Origin of the sequence: Sphingobium sp. CFD-2 (genome assembly GCF_024611135.1) — a bacterium.
GTDB lineage: Bacteria > Pseudomonadota > Alphaproteobacteria > Sphingomonadales > Sphingomonadaceae > Sphingobium > Sphingobium fuliginis.
On record NZ_CP084405.1, the window covers coordinates 1,679,208 to 1,695,969 of the forward strand.

The following is a 16,762-nucleotide window of genomic DNA, read 5'->3' on the forward strand; positions in this document are numbered from 1 at the left end:
CGGCTCCCGTTCCGCTATTTCCTGGGCTGGAAGCTGATGCGGCTTGTAAGCCCCTCTAACGCGCCTCTCACTCATACGCGACGTTCCGCAGCGATCAAAGCGGCCTGATAGGCCGCATCCTCACCCATAATCGCACGCGCTGTCGCGATTAGTTCAGGACTCGCATTACGTGGACGACCCGTATCGAACGGGGGGCTGGATCATATTCGATCGCGAGTTACGTAATTTTTGCAGTCTCTTCACCCCGAAGTTTCGCAAGAAGACGGATTCCGAAATCGATCCCCGCGGTCATGCGAAGGCCAAAGCTGTGAACATAGCCGTCATGCACGTCGAAACCATATTGGAGGCAGCCGTCGAACCGGATGATCTGGAATTGGCGCTGCCTCTCATGAGCCGCCTGCAGGAGGCCATGATCACATGAACTAGGCCGGGTCTCTCCAATCTCTATGGATTCAAGCGTGACGGCCCCTTCACCGAGTGCCGATTTCAGCGTGGTGCGACAAATGTAGACCGATTCAAGTAGGGATTGCTGAGCTATGCCGGCTACCAATCATCGTCAGGGTTTCGTCAGGAAAGACTGTTGAACTTTTTCACGGCATTTTACGAAGGACACCATGAGCCGACTAAGATCCCATCCCGAACGCCATGCGGTGTCACGCATCGGCTGGCTACGCGCGGCAGTGCTGGGAGCCAATGATGGGATCGTTTCGACCGCGAGCCTCATCGTCGGCGTCGCAGCCTCCGGCGCGGGCAAGGCCAATATCCTGGTCGCAGGGATGGCGGCGCTGGTGGCAGGCGCCATGTCGATGGCCGCCGGCGAATATGTCTCGGTCAGCTCTCAGGCGGACACGGAGAATGCCGACCTCGCCCGGGAAAGAGGTGAACTCGCCGTTCAACCGGTGCTCGAGCATCAGGAACTGGCGGACATCTATGTCAAACGCGGTCTGAATGAGGAACTGGCCCGGCAGGTAGCCGACGAACTAATGGCAAAGGATGCGCTGGCCGCGCATGCCCGCGACGAACTCGGCATTTCCGAAGTCGTGACCGCCCGCCCTATCCAGGCCGCGCTCACATCCGCCGCAACTTTCAGCACAGGCGCCCTCATGCCCCTGATGTTGGTCGCCGTCGTTCCGCATGATAGCCTCGTCGCAATCGAGGTCGCGGCAACCCTGTTGTTTCTCGCACTGCTGGGCGCGCTTGGCGCCTGGGCCGGGGGCGCCCGCCCCATGAAATCAATCCTACGGGTCACATTCTGGGGCGCGCTGGCCCTGGCTGCGACCGCGGGCATCGGGAGGCTGTTCGGAACAGTGGTTTGAACCACGCTGCTCACATCGTCAGGATTCGGTCAGTGAACACCCGTAGCCCTTCCAGCTGGAAAGGCGAACGTGATGACAAATTCTGAATATACAAGGACATTCAAGGTTTGGGACACGCCGCTACGGCTATTCCATTGGCTGCTGGTCCTAGCGATCTCGATCGCGTTTCTCTCTTCCGACGACGATAGTCCGATCGCATCGTGGCATATGGTCGCAGGATGGTCTGCTGCTGCCTTGCTTGCGTTCCGTCTGATCTGGGGCTTCGTCGGAGGCGAGCATGCCCGGTTCGTGAATTTCATTCGGCCAACAGCAATCGCCACCCATGCACGCGACCTTCTAGCTGGCCATCCTCGACGTTCCGTGGGTCATAATCCACTGGGCGCGATCGCAGTCGTGGCGCTGATCGGATTGACCGGAATCGTCATCTGGAGCGGCAGCAGCGTTGCGGCAGGCGGCATGGACAAAGACCTTCATGAAGCCCTCGCCTACAGCCTGCTTGCTTTGATCGGGCTTCATGTCGGCGCCGTGCTGTTGATGTCGCTGCTCACCGGCGAAAACCTTGTTCGCGCGATGATCAGCGGCCGCAAGAAGAACAGCCTCTATCCGAATGTGCGTGAGGCTCGGGGACCAGGCTTGTTTGCGGCTCTACTTGGTGCCGCAGCGATCGTTCTGGCAATCATCGCCATTGTCATGGTGGATCCGACCGCCTTCGCGCCGCAGCAACGCCATTCCCATCACGGTTCGCACGAGGAAAGGGATTGAAAACATCGGTTGATGGTCTGGTAGAAAGCTTCAATCCTTCTTGCCTTTCGTTCCTGGTGGAAAGTCTACATTAAACCCATGCGCCTTCTCATCGTCGAAGATAATGAGCGAATGGCGGCACTGATCGCCGACGGTCTTCAGCGCCGGGGCTTCGTGTGCGATGTTGCCCATGATCTCGCACAAGCCGACGCTGCGATGGGCAGCGCGAGCTATGATGCCATCATACTCGACCTCGGCCTGCCCGACGGCGACGGGATCGACTGGCTCGCGAGCCGCCGAAAATATCAGCAGATGCCGCCTGCCATCATCCAGACCGCGCGTGGGGCGCTGGAGGATCGCGTCACCGGTCTCGATTCCGGCGCAGACGATTATATCGTCAAACCCTTCGAGATCGACGAGCTCGCCGCGCGCATCCGCGCCCTGCTGCGCCGGCCTGGCGTTCGAACCCAGCCCGTCATCGAAGTCGGCATGCTGCGTTTCGACACGGCAAGCCGCTCTGCCAGCATTGGCGATCGCGAGATCGACCTTTCGCGCCGCGAGGCGGACCTTCTGGAACTGCTGATGCGGCGAGCCGGCACGGTGGTCCATCGCGAAGTGATCGAGAACGCGCTCTACAGCTTCAACGATCCGGTGACCCCCAATGCGGTCGAAGCCGCCATTTCGCGTCTGCGCCGCAAGCTCGAAGACACGGGCGTGGCCGGCGCGCTCCATACCGTTCGGGGTGTCGGCTATATGCTGAAGGACGGGAAGGCATGACCGTGCAGCGCTCCATCTCACGGCGCCTCAAACGCGGTTTGGGCCTGATTGGTGTGGCGGGCACCGTTCTGCTGCTGGCGGCGGTCGCCTTCTTCTACAGTGTCACCTTCACACATCTCGATGCACGCGCGGCGATGATCCGCGCGATCAAGGAAATGCTTGAGCATGTCGCTCTGCCGCTTGTCGTCCTGCTCGTTCCCGTCGCGATCATGGTGCTCCGAGTGATCCGCCAGGCCTTCGCACCGCTGGAAGATGCCGCCGCCCGGATCGAGGCTGCACAGGGCCACGAACGAGGGTTCCGCATCGATGCGTCGCAAATGCCCGCCGAGGCGCTACCCTTCGTCTATGCGGTCAACGATCTGTTGGCGCGGCTCGATCAGGCCGCGCGGCGGCAGGAAGCGTTCGCCGCCGACGTCGCGCACGAGTTGCGCACGCCGCTCGCCCTCCTGTCTCTCGAACTCGACCGGCTTGACTATGACGACGCCGCGCGCCTCAAGGAAGACGTGGCGGCCATGCGCCGGCTGATCGACCAACTCATGCTGCTCGCGCAGATCGACGCGGCGGAGGCCGCCCAGACCGCTCCCGAACAGGTGTCACTCGCGGATGTGGCGAGCGAGGTCGTCAGCGCCGTGGCGCCGGGGATCATCGCACAAGGCAAGCTGATCGCGTTCGATACCCGCGGTCAGGCTGCGGTCGTGAACGGCAGGCGCGAAGCGATTGCGGCAGCGCTGCGCAATCTGATCGAGAATGCCGCGCGCGTGACGCCGGCTGGTGGCACGATCCAGGTCTTCGCCGGCCCCCACGCGCTATTGGGCGTGCGGGACGAGGGCCCTGGGCTGGCGCTCGAAAGGTTGCGCGACCTTGTGCAACGCCACCGCCGCGCCGACCATGCGAGCAAGGATGGCGCCGGCCTCGGCCTCGCTATCGTCGACCGGATCATGGCGGCCCATGGCGGCACGCTTGAGACCGATCCGGCCGACCGTGAACTGGTGCTGCGTTTTCCCGCGACCTGATCTTCAATCCTCATATCCCGTCAGGGTTCGGTCAGGAACGCTCCCTAGCCCGAGCGCATGTCCAGACGATACACCCTCATTGCGGGCGCCGCGACGATCGCTTTGATTCTATCAGGCCTGTGGTGGTTCGCCAGTCGACCGGTCGAGACGGGCAACTCCGCGCCGGCAAGCAACGCCCAACCGACAGATGGGATCCTGGCGGTGGATGCGCGCCGCGCCGCGCAGATGGGTATCCGCCTTATGCCCGCGACGGCAGCCGCGGATGCGGCGCTCGCCACCATCCCCGCGATGATCGAGCCTCCCGCCAACGCCCGGGTGGCGGTGGCCGCGACCTTTCCCGGCACCGTGTTGCGGACTCTCGTGGTCGAGGGCGACAGCGTGCGGCGGGGCCAGCCGCTGGCGATCATCGCCAGCCGCGACGTGCTGACGATCGGCGCGGACCTCAGCCGCGCGAACGCGCGGCGTGGCGTAGCCGAGGCCAATGCCGCGCGGCTCTCCCTGCTCAGCCGCGAAGGCATCATCGCAGGCGCGCGCGCTGACGAAGCCAATGCCATCGCAGCCGAGGCTCGCGCCGACGTTTCGGAAAAGTCGCGCATCCTGGCGATGGTGGGCGGTCATGGCGCCAGCGGCTCCTATACGCTGACGGCTCCTATCGCGGGTCGCGTCACCAGCGCCTCCATCCAGACCGGCAATCCGGTGGACGGCACCACCGCGCCCTATGTGATCGACGCGACGGATCGCTATGAAGTGGTCGGCCAATTGCCCGAACGGCTGATCGGGCAAGTGCGCCCCGGCATGAGCGTGCGGCTACTTCCCAACCTCACCGGCCGGATCGTCGCGGTGGGAACGGCCATCGATCCCGCGACCCGTTCGGCCGGCCTCAAGGCGGAGATTCCGGCCGGACCCGGTGTTGTCGCGGGGCGCGCAACCAGCATCGTCATCGTCGGCCCGGCGCCGGCGGGCGCGGTCAGCGTGCCCGATACGGCGGTCACCATGATCGACGGCAAGCCGGTTGTGTTCGTGACCGCGCGCGGCGGCTTTGCCGTGCGCGCCGTGACCGGCGGCGGCGGCAGTGATGGCCGCACGGTGCTGCTCTCCGGGATCAGGCCCGGTGAACAGGTGGTGGTTTCCGGTACGAGCGCGCTCAAGGCGCTCGCCACCGCGCAATAGGCTCTCCCGATGCTGCGTTCGCTTGTCGCCACCGCGCTGTCCTATCGTCTGCTCGTCCTGATCCTTGCCGCCGCCACGGCCGGGCTCGGGGTCTGGGCTTTTGTCAACTTGCCGGTCGATGCCTATCCCAACATCGCGCAGACCCAGGTGAAGCTGATCCTCAAAGCCCCCGGCATGACGCCGGAGGAGGTCGAGAGCCGCGTCATCACGCCGATCGAGACGGAGATGCTCGGCATTCCCAACCAGGCGATCCTGCGCTCGAGCGCCAAATATGCCATCGCCGACATAACCATCGACTTTACCGACGGCACCGACATCTACTGGGCGCGCCAACAGGTCGCCGAACGGCTGGCGGGCGTGACGGGCGATCTGCCTGCTGCCGTGACCGGCGGTCTCGCGCCGATCTCGACGCCCCTGTCCGACGTCTACATGTTCACGATCGAAGGGCCGCTGTCTCTCCAGCAGAAACGCGAACTGCTCGACTGGACGATCCGCCCGGCGCTGCGCACAGTGCCCGGCGTCGCGGACGTGAACGCGCTGGGCGGCTATGTTCGTACCTTCGAGGTCCGGCCTGATCCGGTGGCGCTGGCGAGCGCGAAGCTCTCGATCTCCGATCTGCGCACCGCGATCGAAAGCGGCAATCGCAATGACGGCGCGGGGCGCCTGACCGATGGCGAGGAATCGCTGATCGTCCGAGCCGTGGGCGCGATCCGCAGCGTGGAGGATCTGCAAACGCTGGTCATCGCCAGCCGGGACGGCCGCATCGTCCGCCTGGGCGACGTCGCCACAGTCGGCACCGGCAGCCTCACCCGCTATGGGGCGGTGACGCGCGGCGGCAAGGCCGAGGCGGTGGAGGGCCTGGTGATCGCGCTGCGCGGCGCGGATGCGCGGGCGGTGGTCGATGGCGTGCGGACGCGGCTTGCCGGGCTTCAGCACAGCTTGCCCGCAGGCACGCAGATCCATGTCTTCTACGATCGCTCCGATCTGATCGGGCGCGCGGTCGGCACGGTCGAGGAGGCGCTGCTGGAAGCGACCGTGCTGGTCGTCGTGCTGCTGATCCTGTTCCTCGGCGACTGGCGTGCGGCCACGATCGTCGCGGCGACCCTGCCGATGGCCGCGCTCATCACCTTCCTGTTCATGCGCGGCATGGGGCTGTCCGCGAACCTCATGAGCCTCGGCGGGCTCGCCATCGCGATCGGGATGCTGGTCGACGGCGCGGTGGTGGTGGTCGAGAATGTCGTCGAGCGCCTGAGCCATGCCCAGGGCGAGGACACGCCCCGACTCAACCACGTATTCCGCGCAACCAGCGAGGTGATCGTGCCGGTGTCGGCGGGCATCGTCATCATCGCGCTCGTGTTCCTGCCCCTGCTTTCGCTGCAGGGGCTGGAGGGCAAGCTGTTCGCGCCCGTCGCGCTCACCATCGTCTTCGCGCTCGCGGGCTCCCTGCTGCTCGCCCTGACGCTGGTGCCGGTCCTTGCCTCCTTCAGCCTCAGGAGCGGCCATCATGGTGAGCCATGGATCATGCGGCAGATCGGCCCACGCTACCAGGCGCTGCTCGACGCGGCGTTCGCGCACAAGAAGCTGGTCTATGGTCTCTCCGCCACCGGGCTGGTGCTGGCGGGCCTCGCTTATGGCGCGGCCGGGAAGACCTTCATGCCGACGATGGACGAAGGCTCGGTGATCGTGCAGCTTACCAAGCTGCCCTCGATCAGCCTGGACCAATCGGTGGCCGGCGACATGGCGGTGCAGCGCGCGCTCCGCACCGTGCCGGAGGTGGAGGACGTGATCGCCCGCGTCGGCTCCGACGAGATCGGTCTCGATCCGATGGGACCGAACGAGACCGACAGCTTCGTCCAGTTGAAGCCGCGCTCGCAATGGCGCGGGGACAAGGATTTCGTCGTCGGGGAAATGCGCAAGGCGCTGGACGGCCTGCCCGGTATCCAATCGAGTTTCACCCAGCCGATCGAGATGCGCGTCTCGGAGATGCTCACCGGCGCGCGCGGCGATCTAGCGGTCAAGATTTTCGGGCCTGACACCGCAACGCTCGCCGAGCTCGCGGGTCGGATCCAGGATATCCTGTCCGGCATCCACGGCTCATCGGAGGTCCTGACGGTCGCCAACGACAATGTGGACTATCTCCAACTCGACATCGACCGCGCGGCGGCGGGGCGGTTCGGGATGCCGGTCGACCAGTTCCAGGACGCGCTGCGCGCACAGGTCGAGGGCGTGCGGTCCGGGGTCGTGGCCGAAGGTCAGAAACGCATTCCGATCGTCATTCGCGGTGACGACGGCATCCGGAGCGATCCGGCCCGTTTCGCCGACCTGCAATTGCGCACGCCCGATGGCACGCTGGCGCGTGTCAGCGACATGGCGCGGGTGGAGCGCACGCAGGGACCGGTGAAGCTCGATCACGAGAACGGCTCGCGCTTCGCGCTGGTGCAGGCCTTCGTCTCCGGCCGCGATCTGGTCGGCTATGTCGATGAGGCGAAGGCGCAGGTCACCGCCAAGGTACGGCTACCGGCAGGCTACAGCATCGTCTGGGGCGGTCAGTTCGAGAACCAGCAGCGCGCATCGGCCCGGCTGATGATGGTGGTGCCCGTAGCGCTGGTGTTGATCTTCCTCGTCCTGCTGGCGGCGCTGCGCTCATTGCGCGCCGCGCTGCTGATCCTCTCCAACATCCCCTTCGCGATGGTCGGCGGGCTGATCTCGCTGTGGCTGTCGGGCGAGTATCTCTCGGTCCCGGCGTCGGTGGGGTTCATCGCCCTGCTCGGCATCGCCGTGCTCAATGGGTTGGTGCTGGTGGCCTATTTCCGCCAGTTGCGCGCCGACGGGGTGGGTATGGCCGAGACCGTGCGCCTGGGCGCGCAGCGTCGGCTGCGACCGGTGCTGATGACTGCCGGCATCACGGCCTTCGGCCTCGTCCCCCTGCTGTTCGCCAGCGGGCCGGGGTCCGAGATCCAGCGGCCGCTCGCGATCGTGGTGATCGGCGGCCTCATTACCTCCACTTTGCTGACGCTGGTCCTACTGCCGATCCTGTTCGAGCGCTTCGGGGAAAGCGCCGGGGAGGCCGCTAATGCCTGACCTGCTGTTCACCCTCCATTGCGCCACCCGCGATACCGAGCTTCTCGTGGACGCGATCCGCGCCGTCTCCCCCACGCCAATCCATGTCCGCGGGGAAGCTGTGCGAGGTCGCGATTTTGGCGATGCGGGAACCGCCGAGCGCGTGTCGGGCGAATTGAAGCGTTCGACGCTCGAACTGATCGTGAGCGCAGACGCGGTGCCCGACCTGCTCCGCACCGTAAAAGACGCGCGGCGCGATCTGCCGGTCCGGTGGCGCACGACGCCCCTGCTCGATCATGGAAGGATCGCCTGATGCGGATCGTACTCGCCGCTCTCGGCCTTCTGACGGCCGCGCCTGCCCTGGCCCAGCATACCGATCTGCCGCCTGCCGACAAGGTCAACGAAGCGCTCGACAATCACCCCAGCGTCGCCGCCGCAATTGCGCGCGTCGAAGCCGCACGGGCACGCGGCGATATGCTGCGCAAAGGCCCCCACGAAGTGACGGTGAGCGGCAGCTACATTCGCCGAACCGTCGATCGCGAAGGCGGGTTCGACGAATTCGATACGACAATCAGCCGCCCATTCCGCCTGCCGGGCAAGGCCGCGCTCGACCGCGAAGCCGGTGCGCTCGGCATTGAGGTCGCGGAAAACCAGATGGAGGATGTCCGCCATCAAACCGCGCTGCTGCTGGCCGGCTATTGGCACGACTGGCTCACTGCGGGAAGCCATTATCGCAACGATCTCGACAGCGTCCGCGGGCTGGAGGAGGCAATCGCCGCCATAAAGCGGCGGGTCACGCTGCGAGACGCCGCCCAACTCGACCTCGACCAGGCGCAGGCGGCGCTGGCTCAGGCGCGCGCGCAGGCCGCATCGTCACTCTCGCTGCGCGAACAGGCGCGCGTGACCTTCGCAGCGTCCTTTCCGGAAATCCCGCTCCCCTCCGAACCACCAGAACTGGCCGACCCCATGCTGCCCGCCCAGGGGCTGGAAGCGATGCGCGACCTGGTAATCGAGCGCAGTCACGAGATCCGCGCCGCCGACAAGGAAGCGCAGCGTCTGAACGTGACTTCGCGTCGGGTGCGAGCGGATCGCATCGCAGACCCGAGCTTCGGCGTCCGCCTGTTCAGCGAGCGCGGCGGCGCGGAAGCCGGCGCGGGCGTGGTGGCTTTAATCCCGCTCGGCGGTGGCTATCGCAGAGCCGCAGCCGATCAGGCGTCAGCCGAGGCCAATGCCGCGCGCATGGAACTCGCGGCCGTGCAGCGCAGCATCGAGGCGACCGCCAATGCCGACCTTTCCAACGCGCACACCCGGCTCGATGCCTGGCGCAATGCCGACGCTTCGGCGCGCAGCGCCGGCGACGCCGCCGAAAGGACGGTGCGCGGTTACCAACTCGGGCAGATCGACCTCTCCGATATGCTCTATGCCCGCCGGCAGGCCAATGACGCGCGCCGAATGGAAATCGAGGCGCGCTCCGAAGCCGATCGTGCTCTGCTCAAGATCCAGATCGATTCCCACAGCATCTGGGCACCAGATGAAGCGGGGCACGACTAGCTAACATACGGCAAGCAAACATTCTCGACATGAAACGAGCCTGCACTTAGAGGATGCTGCGTGACCGAAGCTCGCAAATTCCTTGTCCGGCACCATTGGCTGTGCGCGCTCCTGCTAGGCGCTGCGCTGCTCGTGAAGGCGTTGGTGCCGGCGGGTTTCATGCCGGTCGTCTCGAATGGCGTGATCCTGGTCCAGCTGTGCTCGGGGCAAGGGCCTCAGAAGATCGCAATCAAGTTGCCGAGCAAAGGCGGCGAGCAGGACCATGACGAGCACAAGAAGGCGGAAGCGCCTTGCGCCTTTACCGGCCTGTCCTCGCCATCGCTCGCGGCCGTCGATGCGCTGCTCCTAGCCGTCGCCCTCGCCTTCATCCTCGCAACGGTTTTTCGGCGTCCAAACCGCATAGTCCTCCGGCGCGGCACCTATCTGCGCCCGCCGGCGATCGGTCCTCCCACCACCTGATTCCTTCGACATTCCCCGTTGATGGGCGCCCCTCGCCGGGGCGCCGCATGTGAATCAGGATTCCGACATGACGATTATGCTTGATTCCGCGCATTGCGCGGCAACCACCATGCCTGCCTTCGCTCGCTCCACCAGCAAGCAACCAACTTTCAAGGTTCGCCTCGCCGGGAGCTTCGCTTTTCCCGCACTCGTCGCTGTGCTGGCGGGCGCCCCCATCTCGCGAGCCTTCGCCCAGGACGGGACGCCGCTGCCAGAGGTCGACGTTAGCTCGGCGAGCGAGGCGGGGTCGACGGTTTCGGGTGAGCGGCTTTCCCCCTCGCGCCTGCGCGACCTTCAGGTCGGCTCGAGCGATACCGCAGCGATCCTGCAAAGCGTACCCGGCGTCAGCGGCTATGGGGCCGGGGGCTTCTCGACCTTGCCGGTGATCCGGGGCCTTGAAGCGCAGCGCTTGACCGTGCTGGTCGACGGCGTGGCGATTGCCTCGGCCTGTCCGAACGATATGAATCCGCCCCTGTCCTACACCGATCCGCAAACCGTGAGCGCGATCGACGTCATTACCGGCGTTTCGCCAGTCAGCTATGGCGGCGACAGCATCGGCGGGATCATTCGCGTCGAGAGCGCTCCGCCCCGCTTTGCGAAACAGGGCGAAACGCTGCTGACCGGCGAAGCATCGGCCTTCTATCGAAGCAATGGCGACGGGTTCGGCGGCGCGCTGTCCGTGACGGCCGCAAGCGACAGGCTCAGCCTGACCTATAGCGGCTCCTATACCCAGGCCGGCAATTTCAAGGGCGGCGGCTCGCTGGGGGGCGTGCGGTCCAGCGAATATGCCAAGACCGACCACAGCCTCAATCTCGCAGCGCAAGTCAGCAACGGCCTGATCGAGCTGAAAGGCGGCTATCATTTCACGCCCTATGAGGGTTTCCCGAACCAATATATGGACATGACGTCCAACAAATCATGGTTCCTGAACGGCCATTATGCCGGCGTCTTCGATTGGGGCAATCTCGATGTGCGGGCGAGCTGGCGCGACACCGACCACGTCATGAACTTCCTCGCCGACAAGGGCGGGACCGCGACCGGCGGGATGCCGATGAACACGGAGGTCCACAGCGCGAGCTATACCGTCCAGGCGGATATATTGCTCGGCGGCGGCACGCTGCGCCTGGGCAGCGAATTCCAGCATCAATGGCTCAACGACTATTGGCCGCCCGTTGTGGGCAATATGATGATGGGGCCGAATGCGTTCATCAACGTCAACGGGGCCAAGCGCGATCGGCTCGGCACCTTCCTCGAGTGGGAAACGCGCTGGGATAGCGGTTTCTCCCTCATCGCCGGCATCCGTAACGATCAGGTCTGGATGAACACCGGCAAGGTCGCGCCCTATGGCACCGGCATGATGCAGATGGCCGATGTCATGGCGGCAGCGGCGTTCAACAAGGCCGACCGCAAGCGCCACGACAGCAATTGGAGCGGCAGCCTGCTGGTCCGCTACGCGCTTTCGGACGGGGCGGATATCGAGATCGGCTATGCCCGCAAGGTTCGCTCGCCCAATATCTACGAGCGCTATAGCTGGGGCCGGGGCAGCATGGCGAGCCGCATGATCGGGTGGTTCGGCGACGGGAACGGCTATGTCGGCAACCTCGACCTTCGCCCCGAAAAGGCCGATACGCTGAGCGCCGCCCTGGCCATTTCCGGAGGCGGCAAGGATGGCTGGTCGTTCAAGATCGCGCCCTATTACACCCATGTCGACGAATATATCGACGCCGTTAAGCTGGCGGACTTCACCGACATGATGGGCAGTCCGACCGGGTTCGTTCAATTGCAGTTCGCCAACCAGAAGGCAGAGATCTACGGCATCGACATATCGGGCGCCGTGCCGCTATGGTCATCGTCGTCGGCCGGCACCGCGCGTCTGACCGCGCGCGCGAGCTGGCTGCACGGCCAGAATCTGACCGACCACGCACCGCTCTATCACCAGATGCCGTTCAATGCGGCGCTGAGCCTCGAGCATCGGATCGGCGGCCTCGAAACCCGGATTGACCTCGACATCGTGACGGAAAAGGATCGCGCCGATCCGACCCGCAACGAACCGCGGACGGGCAGCTACGCGCTGCTCAATGTCCAGCTCGCCTATCGCATCGACAAGGTTCGCCTGACGCTCGGCGCCGACAATCTGTTCGACAAGGCCTATTATGCTCCGCTTAGCGGCATGTCGCTCGGCGATCTGAAGGCGACCGGCGTGCGCCGCCCGGTTCCGGGCCGGGGGCGATCGGTCAACGCCGGGATCACGATTGCGTTTTGAGCGCCCATGCTCCCGAACTCGCACGACATGAACGAGGAGCCGAGGGCAGGCTATGGCCAGCCCTCGGCCTGGTCGCAGCGCCTGGGCGCGGGCCTTGCCGCCGCGTCATGCTGCCTGCTGGTGCTAGTGGCGCTCAATGCCAATCTATCGGGACGGCTGCGAATGACGCAGCCTGTGCAGGTGAGCCGCTTCCGGTTGTTTACCCCGTCGCCACCGTCACCACCGCCTTCAACGTTGTCGCGATCGCGGACAGACGAGGCCCGCCTATCGCCGGAGCGGCGCCCTGCGCACCCGCCTGAGCTGGCTACGACGGGAGAAAGAGGCGGACCAGCTTCGTCGCCTATACCCGCTGCTCCAGCAATCGCCTCTCCGTTCGCTGTCGCGCCGGTAAGCAGACCGCCCGCGCCGGAACCCGAGGTCGCGCCGCCGCAAGCCCAGGATGATAAGAAACAGTCCGCGCTTGCGGCCTATCAGCGCCAGCTCTGGGCGCGAATAGCCGCGCGCAAGCCCGCGGGGATCCACCTCGACGGGGTCGCAACGGTCCGCTTCATCGTCGGGGCTGACGGCGCGCTGATTGCCGTCGAGCTGGCCGGCAGCAGCGGGAATGCCGCGCTCGATCGCCTGGCGCTCCGCACGGTGCGCAATGCTGCTCCTTTTCCAACACCGCCTATGGGCGTGGAAAGCGAGCAGTTGGTCTTTACGATACCATTCAGCTTTCATTGAGGCCGCATGGCGGACGAGGATGGCTCGATCGTCAATAGGGCGACGCGCACACGTTCCAGAAACAAAACACGGTGATCGTCGCGAGCCTTGATGGGAGCCTGCGCCTCATCGACAAGAGCCTGTCCGGCACGTTGCCCATGCGTCTCGATCAGTGCGAGCGCCGCCGCTATTTCCTCGGAATTGGCAGCGTCACCATCGGATGAACCTTTCCCCGGAAGCCGAAGCGATAGCTTCTTGCGCGCCATATTATCACCCTTTTCTTGAATGCTCTCAGGCCCGTGCGCTCACCAGCCAGGCCTTCGCCCCCATATGAACGCCATTCTCATCGCAATGGCGCTCGAACAGCTCGACAAGATGCTGGTGAATGGCCTTGCGTACCTCTGCCCCGTTCTGTCGAACAAGATCGCCGATCTGCATCCCCTCAAGCACGAAGCGAGCGGCGCTCTCGGGATCACTGCCGGGGCCGCCCACGCGCTGCTCACCTGTCCAGGCATCGAATCTGACCTCGCAGAAACCCGCGCTTTGGAGAAGGTCGATCACATAGTCCTGCTCGCCGAGCGCGAATGGTCCCGGCGCGCGCGACTGCGGCGTCGGCAGGTCCATATGCTCCTTGATGATGCCCATGACACTAAGCTGCCACGGATTGTCAGCGATGGGCGCCCAGACAGCGATGTCGAGCCGCCCGCCATCGCGCAACATCCGGCGCAGATTGGCGAAAGCGGGATAAGGCTCAGCGAAGAACATCGAACCGAAGCGCGAGAACAGCCGATCGAACGGCGCTTCTTTCGGCATCGCAGTGGCGGCATCGCCCTGCTCAAAGCGGATATTGGCAAGGCCCGCGCGCTGTGCCCGTTCCCTGGCCATCCCCACCAGATCGGGTGAGATGTCGAGGCCGAGCACAAATCCGGTGTTGCCGACGGCCGTGGCGATCTGCCGCGTGGTCCAGCCACCGCCGCATCCGACATCGACCACCGTTTCGCCGAAGTTGTATGCGGCCTGGGCAAGCAACGCCCTGCCGATCGGCTCGATCATGCTTTCGAAGCGGTCGAGCTGGGCGAGCCAACGCATGCCCGCCTGGCCGGCCCAATCGTGCGCGGCCAAACCTTCCCTGTTCTCCCCAGCATCGTTCATCGATGTATTCCCATCGTCGTTACAAGAATCAGCCCAGGATCGCGGCGGTGCTTTGCCACAGCATGTAGGCGGCAACCGCAAAGATCAGCAGTGCGAATATCGTATTGAGCACCCCCTTGTGCGCCGACAGCCGCCGAGAGAGCGCCGCGCCCACAAGGCCGCCGATGACGCCGCCGGCGATGAACGCCGCAGCAAGCCCCCAATCAACCAGGCCGGAAAGGGCATAGTTGAGCGCGGCAGTCAGACCAAAAGCGGTGACGGCGACCAGCGACGATCCGACGGCGTTGCGCATCGGCATCCCGGTCGAAGCCATCAGTCCCGGCACGATCAGGAAGCCCCCGCCGATGCCGAAGAACCCGGAAAAGAGACCAGTGGCGGCCCCATAACCGATCACCTTGGGCGCATTCTCGCGCCGGCATTGGACATCGGGATTGCCGGGATCGCCCCGGCTTTTTAGCATCAGCCCGCCAACCAGGACCATCAGCAGAGCGAACAGGAACAGCAGCTTCTGTCCATCGAACGCTTTACCGAGCGTCGATCCGGCATAGGCGCCGGCGACACCAGCGGCGGCGAACATGCCGGCGCAACGCCATTTGATCGTCCGCTGGCGCGCGTGGGGAACGAGATTGGCCCCGGCATTGGCGGCGACCGCCAGCGCGCTGGTGCCGATCGCGACATGCGGCGAGGCGACGCCGACCAGATAGACCATGAGCGGGACGGCGAGGATTGAGCCCCCACCGCCCACCAGCCCCAGCGTGAATCCGACGAGCGAGCCCGATCCGGCACCAAGCAGATATTGGATGGGTTCGAGTGCCATGGCCTTACAGCGCGTTTATCGGCAGCTTGAGGTAGCGCATGCCATTGTCTTCCGGCTCGGGCAGGTGGCCGCCGCGCATGTTGACCTGGATGGACGGCAGAATGAGGCGCGGCATCCCGAGCGTCGCATCGCGCGCCTCGCGCATGGCGACGAACTGGTCCTCGCTCACCCCGTCGCGAACATGGACATTATGCTCTCGCTCCTCGCCGACCGACGTTTCCCAGGCATAGGTATCGCGCCCGGGGGCCTTGTAGTCGTGGCAAAGATGAAGGCCGGTCTGATCGGGGAGCGACAGCAGGCGGCGGATCGACCGATAAAGCGTGCGCGCATCGCCGCCCGGGAAGTCAGCGCGGGCCGTGCCGTAGTCGGGCATGAACAGCGTGTCGCCGATGAACGCCGCATCGCCGATCACATAGGTCATGTCGGCGGGCGTATGGCCCGGCACATGCAGCGCGATCGCCTCGATCGAGCCGACCCTGAAACGGTCGCCGTCATCGAACAGCCGGTCGAACTGCGAGCCGTCGCGAGCAAAGCGCGTTCCCTCGTTGAAGATCTTGCCGAAGACCTCCTGCACGGTGAGAATATGGCGACCGATCGCCAGCGTGCCGCCCAGCTTCTCCTGAAGATAGGGCGCGGCCGACAGATGGTCGGCATGGGCGTGCGTCTCCAGCAGCCATTCGACCTCGAGCCCTTCGCTCCGGATATAGTCGATCACCTTGTCGGCCGACGCGAAGGAGGTGCGCCCCGAAGCCGGATCGAAATCGAGCACGCTATCGATGATCGCGGCCTTGGCCGTGGCGGGATCTGAGATGACGTGGGTCACGGTAAACGTGTCCTCGTCGAAGAAGCTGCGGATGACCGCGGGCCGCGCATTACTCGCGGCCTCGACGATGCGGGTGGCTTCACGGATTTGCGGGTCGGCCATGGGCCTTGTCCTTTCCTGTCTGGCCCGGCGTACCGGCTTCGCACTTGGGACGCGAAGCCGGCCCAGCTGCCTCAGAGGGTCTTCTTGCTGAAATACCAATCGGTGTAGTCGTAACCTTCGTCCTTGCGGGCCCTGGCGGCTTCAGCCGTCGCGGGCGGCAGCACGATCACCGGCTCGCCGGGCTGCCAGTTTTCAGGCGTCGCCACCTTGTTGGCGTCGGACGTCTGGAGCGCGGTGAGCAGGCGGACGAATTCATCGACCGAGCGGCCGTTCGACATCGGATAATAGACCATCGCGCGGACAATGCCTTCGGGGTCGATGATGAAGGTGGCGCGAACGGCCGAGGTGTCCGAGGCACCGGGATGGATCATGCCGAAGGCCTTGGCGACGTTCATCGACAGATCGTCGATAATCGGGAACGGGATCTCGACGCCGAACTTCTCCTCGATGCTGCGCATCCAGGCGATGTGCGAATGCACCGAGTCGATGGAGAGGCCCAGCAGTTCGCAGTTGAGCGCCTTGAAGCGGTCGGCGGCCTTGGCGAAGCCCATGAATTCGGTCGTGCAGACCGGCGTGAAGTCGGCGGGGTGGGAAAAGAGAACGAGCCACTTGCCCTTGTAATCGTCGAGCGAGCGTTCGCCGTGGGTCGTCTTGGCCTTGAAGGCAGGCGCGGGTTCGTTGATCCGCGGCATGGAGGGAGTGACCTGGTCTGTCATTTTATCGTCTCCTATGACTGAGTGAGTGACAGATATTGAATACACATTTCTATTAATCGTG

At 64.8% G+C, this 16,762-nt stretch carries 17 protein-coding genes; 12 read left to right on the forward strand and 5 right to left on the reverse strand.

Going from position 1 to position 16,762, the window contains the following annotated elements; translation table 11 throughout:
- Positions 1 to 169 precede the first annotated feature (169 nt).
- From LDB29_RS08040 to LDB29_RS08095, 12 genes are all read left to right on the forward strand, one after another.
- On the forward strand, positions 170 to 421 hold the full coding sequence (locus LDB29_RS08040) for a hypothetical protein (protein ID WP_021246267.1): 252 nt from the start codon (positions 170 to 172) through the stop codon (positions 419 to 421).
- Between the two features lie 193 nt (positions 422 to 614).
- Complete coding sequence (locus LDB29_RS08045) at positions 615 to 1,316, forward strand: VIT family protein (protein ID WP_021246266.1); 702 nt, start codon at positions 615 to 617, stop codon at positions 1,314 to 1,316.
- Between the two features lie 72 nt (positions 1,317 to 1,388).
- Positions 1,389 to 2,078 carry a cytochrome b/b6 domain-containing protein gene (locus LDB29_RS08050; RefSeq protein ID WP_021246265.1) on the forward strand — a complete coding sequence of 230 codons (690 nt, stop codon included), beginning with the start codon at positions 1,389 to 1,391 and terminating at the stop codon, positions 2,076 to 2,078.
- A gap of 78 nt (positions 2,079 to 2,156) precedes the next feature.
- Entirely contained in the window at positions 2,157 to 2,834 is a 678-nt protein-coding gene (locus tag LDB29_RS08055; RefSeq protein ID WP_021246264.1) for a response regulator transcription factor, read from the forward strand.
- The gene (locus LDB29_RS08060; protein WP_021246263.1) at positions 2,831 to 3,847 is read left to right on the forward strand and encodes a HAMP domain-containing sensor histidine kinase; all 1,017 of its coding nucleotides are present in this window, start codon (positions 2,831 to 2,833) and stop codon (positions 3,845 to 3,847) included. The genes LDB29_RS08055 and LDB29_RS08060 overlap by 4 nt, the downstream gene beginning before the upstream one ends.
- Before the next feature lie 57 nt (positions 3,848 to 3,904).
- Entirely contained in the window at positions 3,905 to 5,017 is a 1,113-nt protein-coding gene (locus LDB29_RS08065) for an efflux RND transporter periplasmic adaptor subunit (protein WP_021246262.1), read from the forward strand.
- Positions 5,018 to 5,026: 9 nt separating this feature from the next.
- Complete coding sequence (locus LDB29_RS08070; protein WP_257556179.1) at positions 5,027 to 8,098, forward strand: efflux RND transporter permease subunit; 3,072 nt, start codon at positions 5,027 to 5,029, stop codon at positions 8,096 to 8,098.
- Positions 8,091 to 8,390, forward strand: a complete 300-nt coding sequence (locus tag LDB29_RS08075; protein ID WP_021246260.1) for a DUF3240 family protein — start codon at positions 8,091 to 8,093, stop codon at positions 8,388 to 8,390. Before LDB29_RS08070 ends, LDB29_RS08075 begins: the two co-directional genes overlap by 8 nt.
- Positions 8,390 to 9,628, forward strand: a complete 1,239-nt coding sequence (locus tag LDB29_RS08080) for a TolC family protein (protein ID WP_021246259.1) — start codon at positions 8,390 to 8,392, stop codon at positions 9,626 to 9,628. The genes LDB29_RS08075 and LDB29_RS08080 overlap by 1 nt, the downstream gene beginning before the upstream one ends.
- Positions 9,629 to 9,688: 60 nt before the next feature.
- Positions 9,689 to 10,087 (forward strand): DUF2946 family protein, encoded by a 399-nt coding sequence (locus tag LDB29_RS08085; protein WP_021246258.1) that lies wholly within the window; start codon positions 9,689 to 9,691, stop codon positions 10,085 to 10,087.
- A gap of 109 nt (positions 10,088 to 10,196) precedes the next feature.
- Positions 10,197 to 12,389, forward strand: a complete 2,193-nt coding sequence (locus LDB29_RS08090) for a TonB-dependent receptor (protein WP_096362195.1) — start codon at positions 10,197 to 10,199, stop codon at positions 12,387 to 12,389.
- A gap of 6 nt (positions 12,390 to 12,395) precedes the next feature.
- Positions 12,396 to 13,112, forward strand: coding sequence for an energy transducer TonB (locus LDB29_RS08095; RefSeq protein WP_021690801.1), 717 nt, complete (start codon positions 12,396 to 12,398; stop codon positions 13,110 to 13,112).
- Here LDB29_RS08095 and LDB29_RS08100 read toward each other — a convergent pair.
- The 5 genes from LDB29_RS08100 to LDB29_RS08120 form a co-directional block, all read right to left on the reverse strand.
- The gene (locus LDB29_RS08100) at positions 13,106 to 13,357 is read right to left on the reverse strand and encodes a hypothetical protein (protein WP_021246255.1); all 252 of its coding nucleotides are present in this window, start codon (positions 13,355 to 13,357) and stop codon (positions 13,106 to 13,108) included. The two genes, LDB29_RS08095 and LDB29_RS08100, sit on opposite strands and share 7 nt — an antisense overlap.
- 25 nt (positions 13,358 to 13,382) lie before the next feature.
- Positions 13,383 to 14,243, reverse strand: coding sequence for a class I SAM-dependent methyltransferase (locus LDB29_RS08105; RefSeq protein ID WP_021246254.1), 861 nt, complete (start codon positions 14,241 to 14,243; stop codon positions 13,383 to 13,385).
- 28 nt (positions 14,244 to 14,271) lie between these two features.
- Positions 14,272 to 15,060: a sulfite exporter TauE/SafE family protein gene (locus LDB29_RS08110; protein ID WP_021246253.1), complete on the reverse strand. Its 789-nt coding sequence runs from the start codon at positions 15,058 to 15,060 to the stop codon at positions 14,272 to 14,274.
- 4 nt (positions 15,061 to 15,064) lie between these two features.
- Positions 15,065 to 15,985, reverse strand: coding sequence for an MBL fold metallo-hydrolase (locus LDB29_RS08115; protein WP_021246252.1), 921 nt, complete (start codon positions 15,983 to 15,985; stop codon positions 15,065 to 15,067).
- Positions 15,986 to 16,056: 71 nt separating this feature from the next.
- Positions 16,057 to 16,701, reverse strand: a complete 645-nt coding sequence (locus LDB29_RS08120; RefSeq protein ID WP_021690804.1) for a peroxiredoxin — start codon at positions 16,699 to 16,701, stop codon at positions 16,057 to 16,059.
- Between the last annotated feature and the right edge of the window lie 61 nt (positions 16,702 to 16,762).

Excerpts from the sequence above, each read along its gene's own strand:
- LDB29_RS08045 (WP_021246266.1), top strand. The coding sequence starts at position 615 with ATGAGCCGACTAAGATCCCATCCCGAACGCCATGCGGTGTCACGCATC.
- LDB29_RS08050 (WP_021246265.1), top strand. The coding sequence starts at position 1,389 with ATGACAAATTCTGAATATACAAGGACATTCAAGGTTTGGGACACGCCG.
- LDB29_RS08055 (WP_021246264.1), top strand. The coding sequence starts at position 2,157 with ATGCGCCTTCTCATCGTCGAAGATAATGAGCGAATGGCGGCACTGATC.
- LDB29_RS08060 (WP_021246263.1), top strand. The coding sequence starts at position 2,831 with ATGACCGTGCAGCGCTCCATCTCACGGCGCCTCAAACGCGGTTTGGGC.
- LDB29_RS08065 (WP_021246262.1), top strand. The coding sequence starts at position 3,905 with ATGTCCAGACGATACACCCTCATTGCGGGCGCCGCGACGATCGCTTTG.
- LDB29_RS08070 (WP_257556179.1), top strand. The coding sequence starts at position 5,027 with ATGCTGCGTTCGCTTGTCGCCACCGCGCTGTCCTATCGTCTGCTCGTC.
- LDB29_RS08075 (WP_021246260.1), top strand. The coding sequence starts at position 8,091 with ATGCCTGACCTGCTGTTCACCCTCCATTGCGCCACCCGCGATACCGAG.
- LDB29_RS08080 (WP_021246259.1), top strand. The coding sequence starts at position 8,390 with ATGCGGATCGTACTCGCCGCTCTCGGCCTTCTGACGGCCGCGCCTGCC.
- LDB29_RS08090 (WP_096362195.1), top strand. The coding sequence starts at position 10,197 with ATGCCTGCCTTCGCTCGCTCCACCAGCAAGCAACCAACTTTCAAGGTT.
- LDB29_RS08095 (WP_021690801.1), top strand. The coding sequence starts at position 12,396 with ATGCTCCCGAACTCGCACGACATGAACGAGGAGCCGAGGGCAGGCTAT.
- LDB29_RS08100 (WP_021246255.1), bottom strand. The coding sequence starts at position 13,357 with ATGGCGCGCAAGAAGCTATCGCTTCGGCTTCCGGGGAAAGGTTCATCC.
- LDB29_RS08105 (WP_021246254.1), bottom strand. The coding sequence starts at position 14,243 with ATGAACGATGCTGGGGAGAACAGGGAAGGTTTGGCCGCGCACGATTGG.
- LDB29_RS08110 (WP_021246253.1), bottom strand. The coding sequence starts at position 15,060 with ATGGCACTCGAACCCATCCAATATCTGCTTGGTGCCGGATCGGGCTCG.
- LDB29_RS08115 (WP_021246252.1), bottom strand. The coding sequence starts at position 15,985 with ATGGCCGACCCGCAAATCCGTGAAGCCACCCGCATCGTCGAGGCCGCG.
- LDB29_RS08120 (WP_021690804.1), bottom strand. The coding sequence starts at position 16,701 with ATGACAGACCAGGTCACTCCCTCCATGCCGCGGATCAACGAACCCGCG.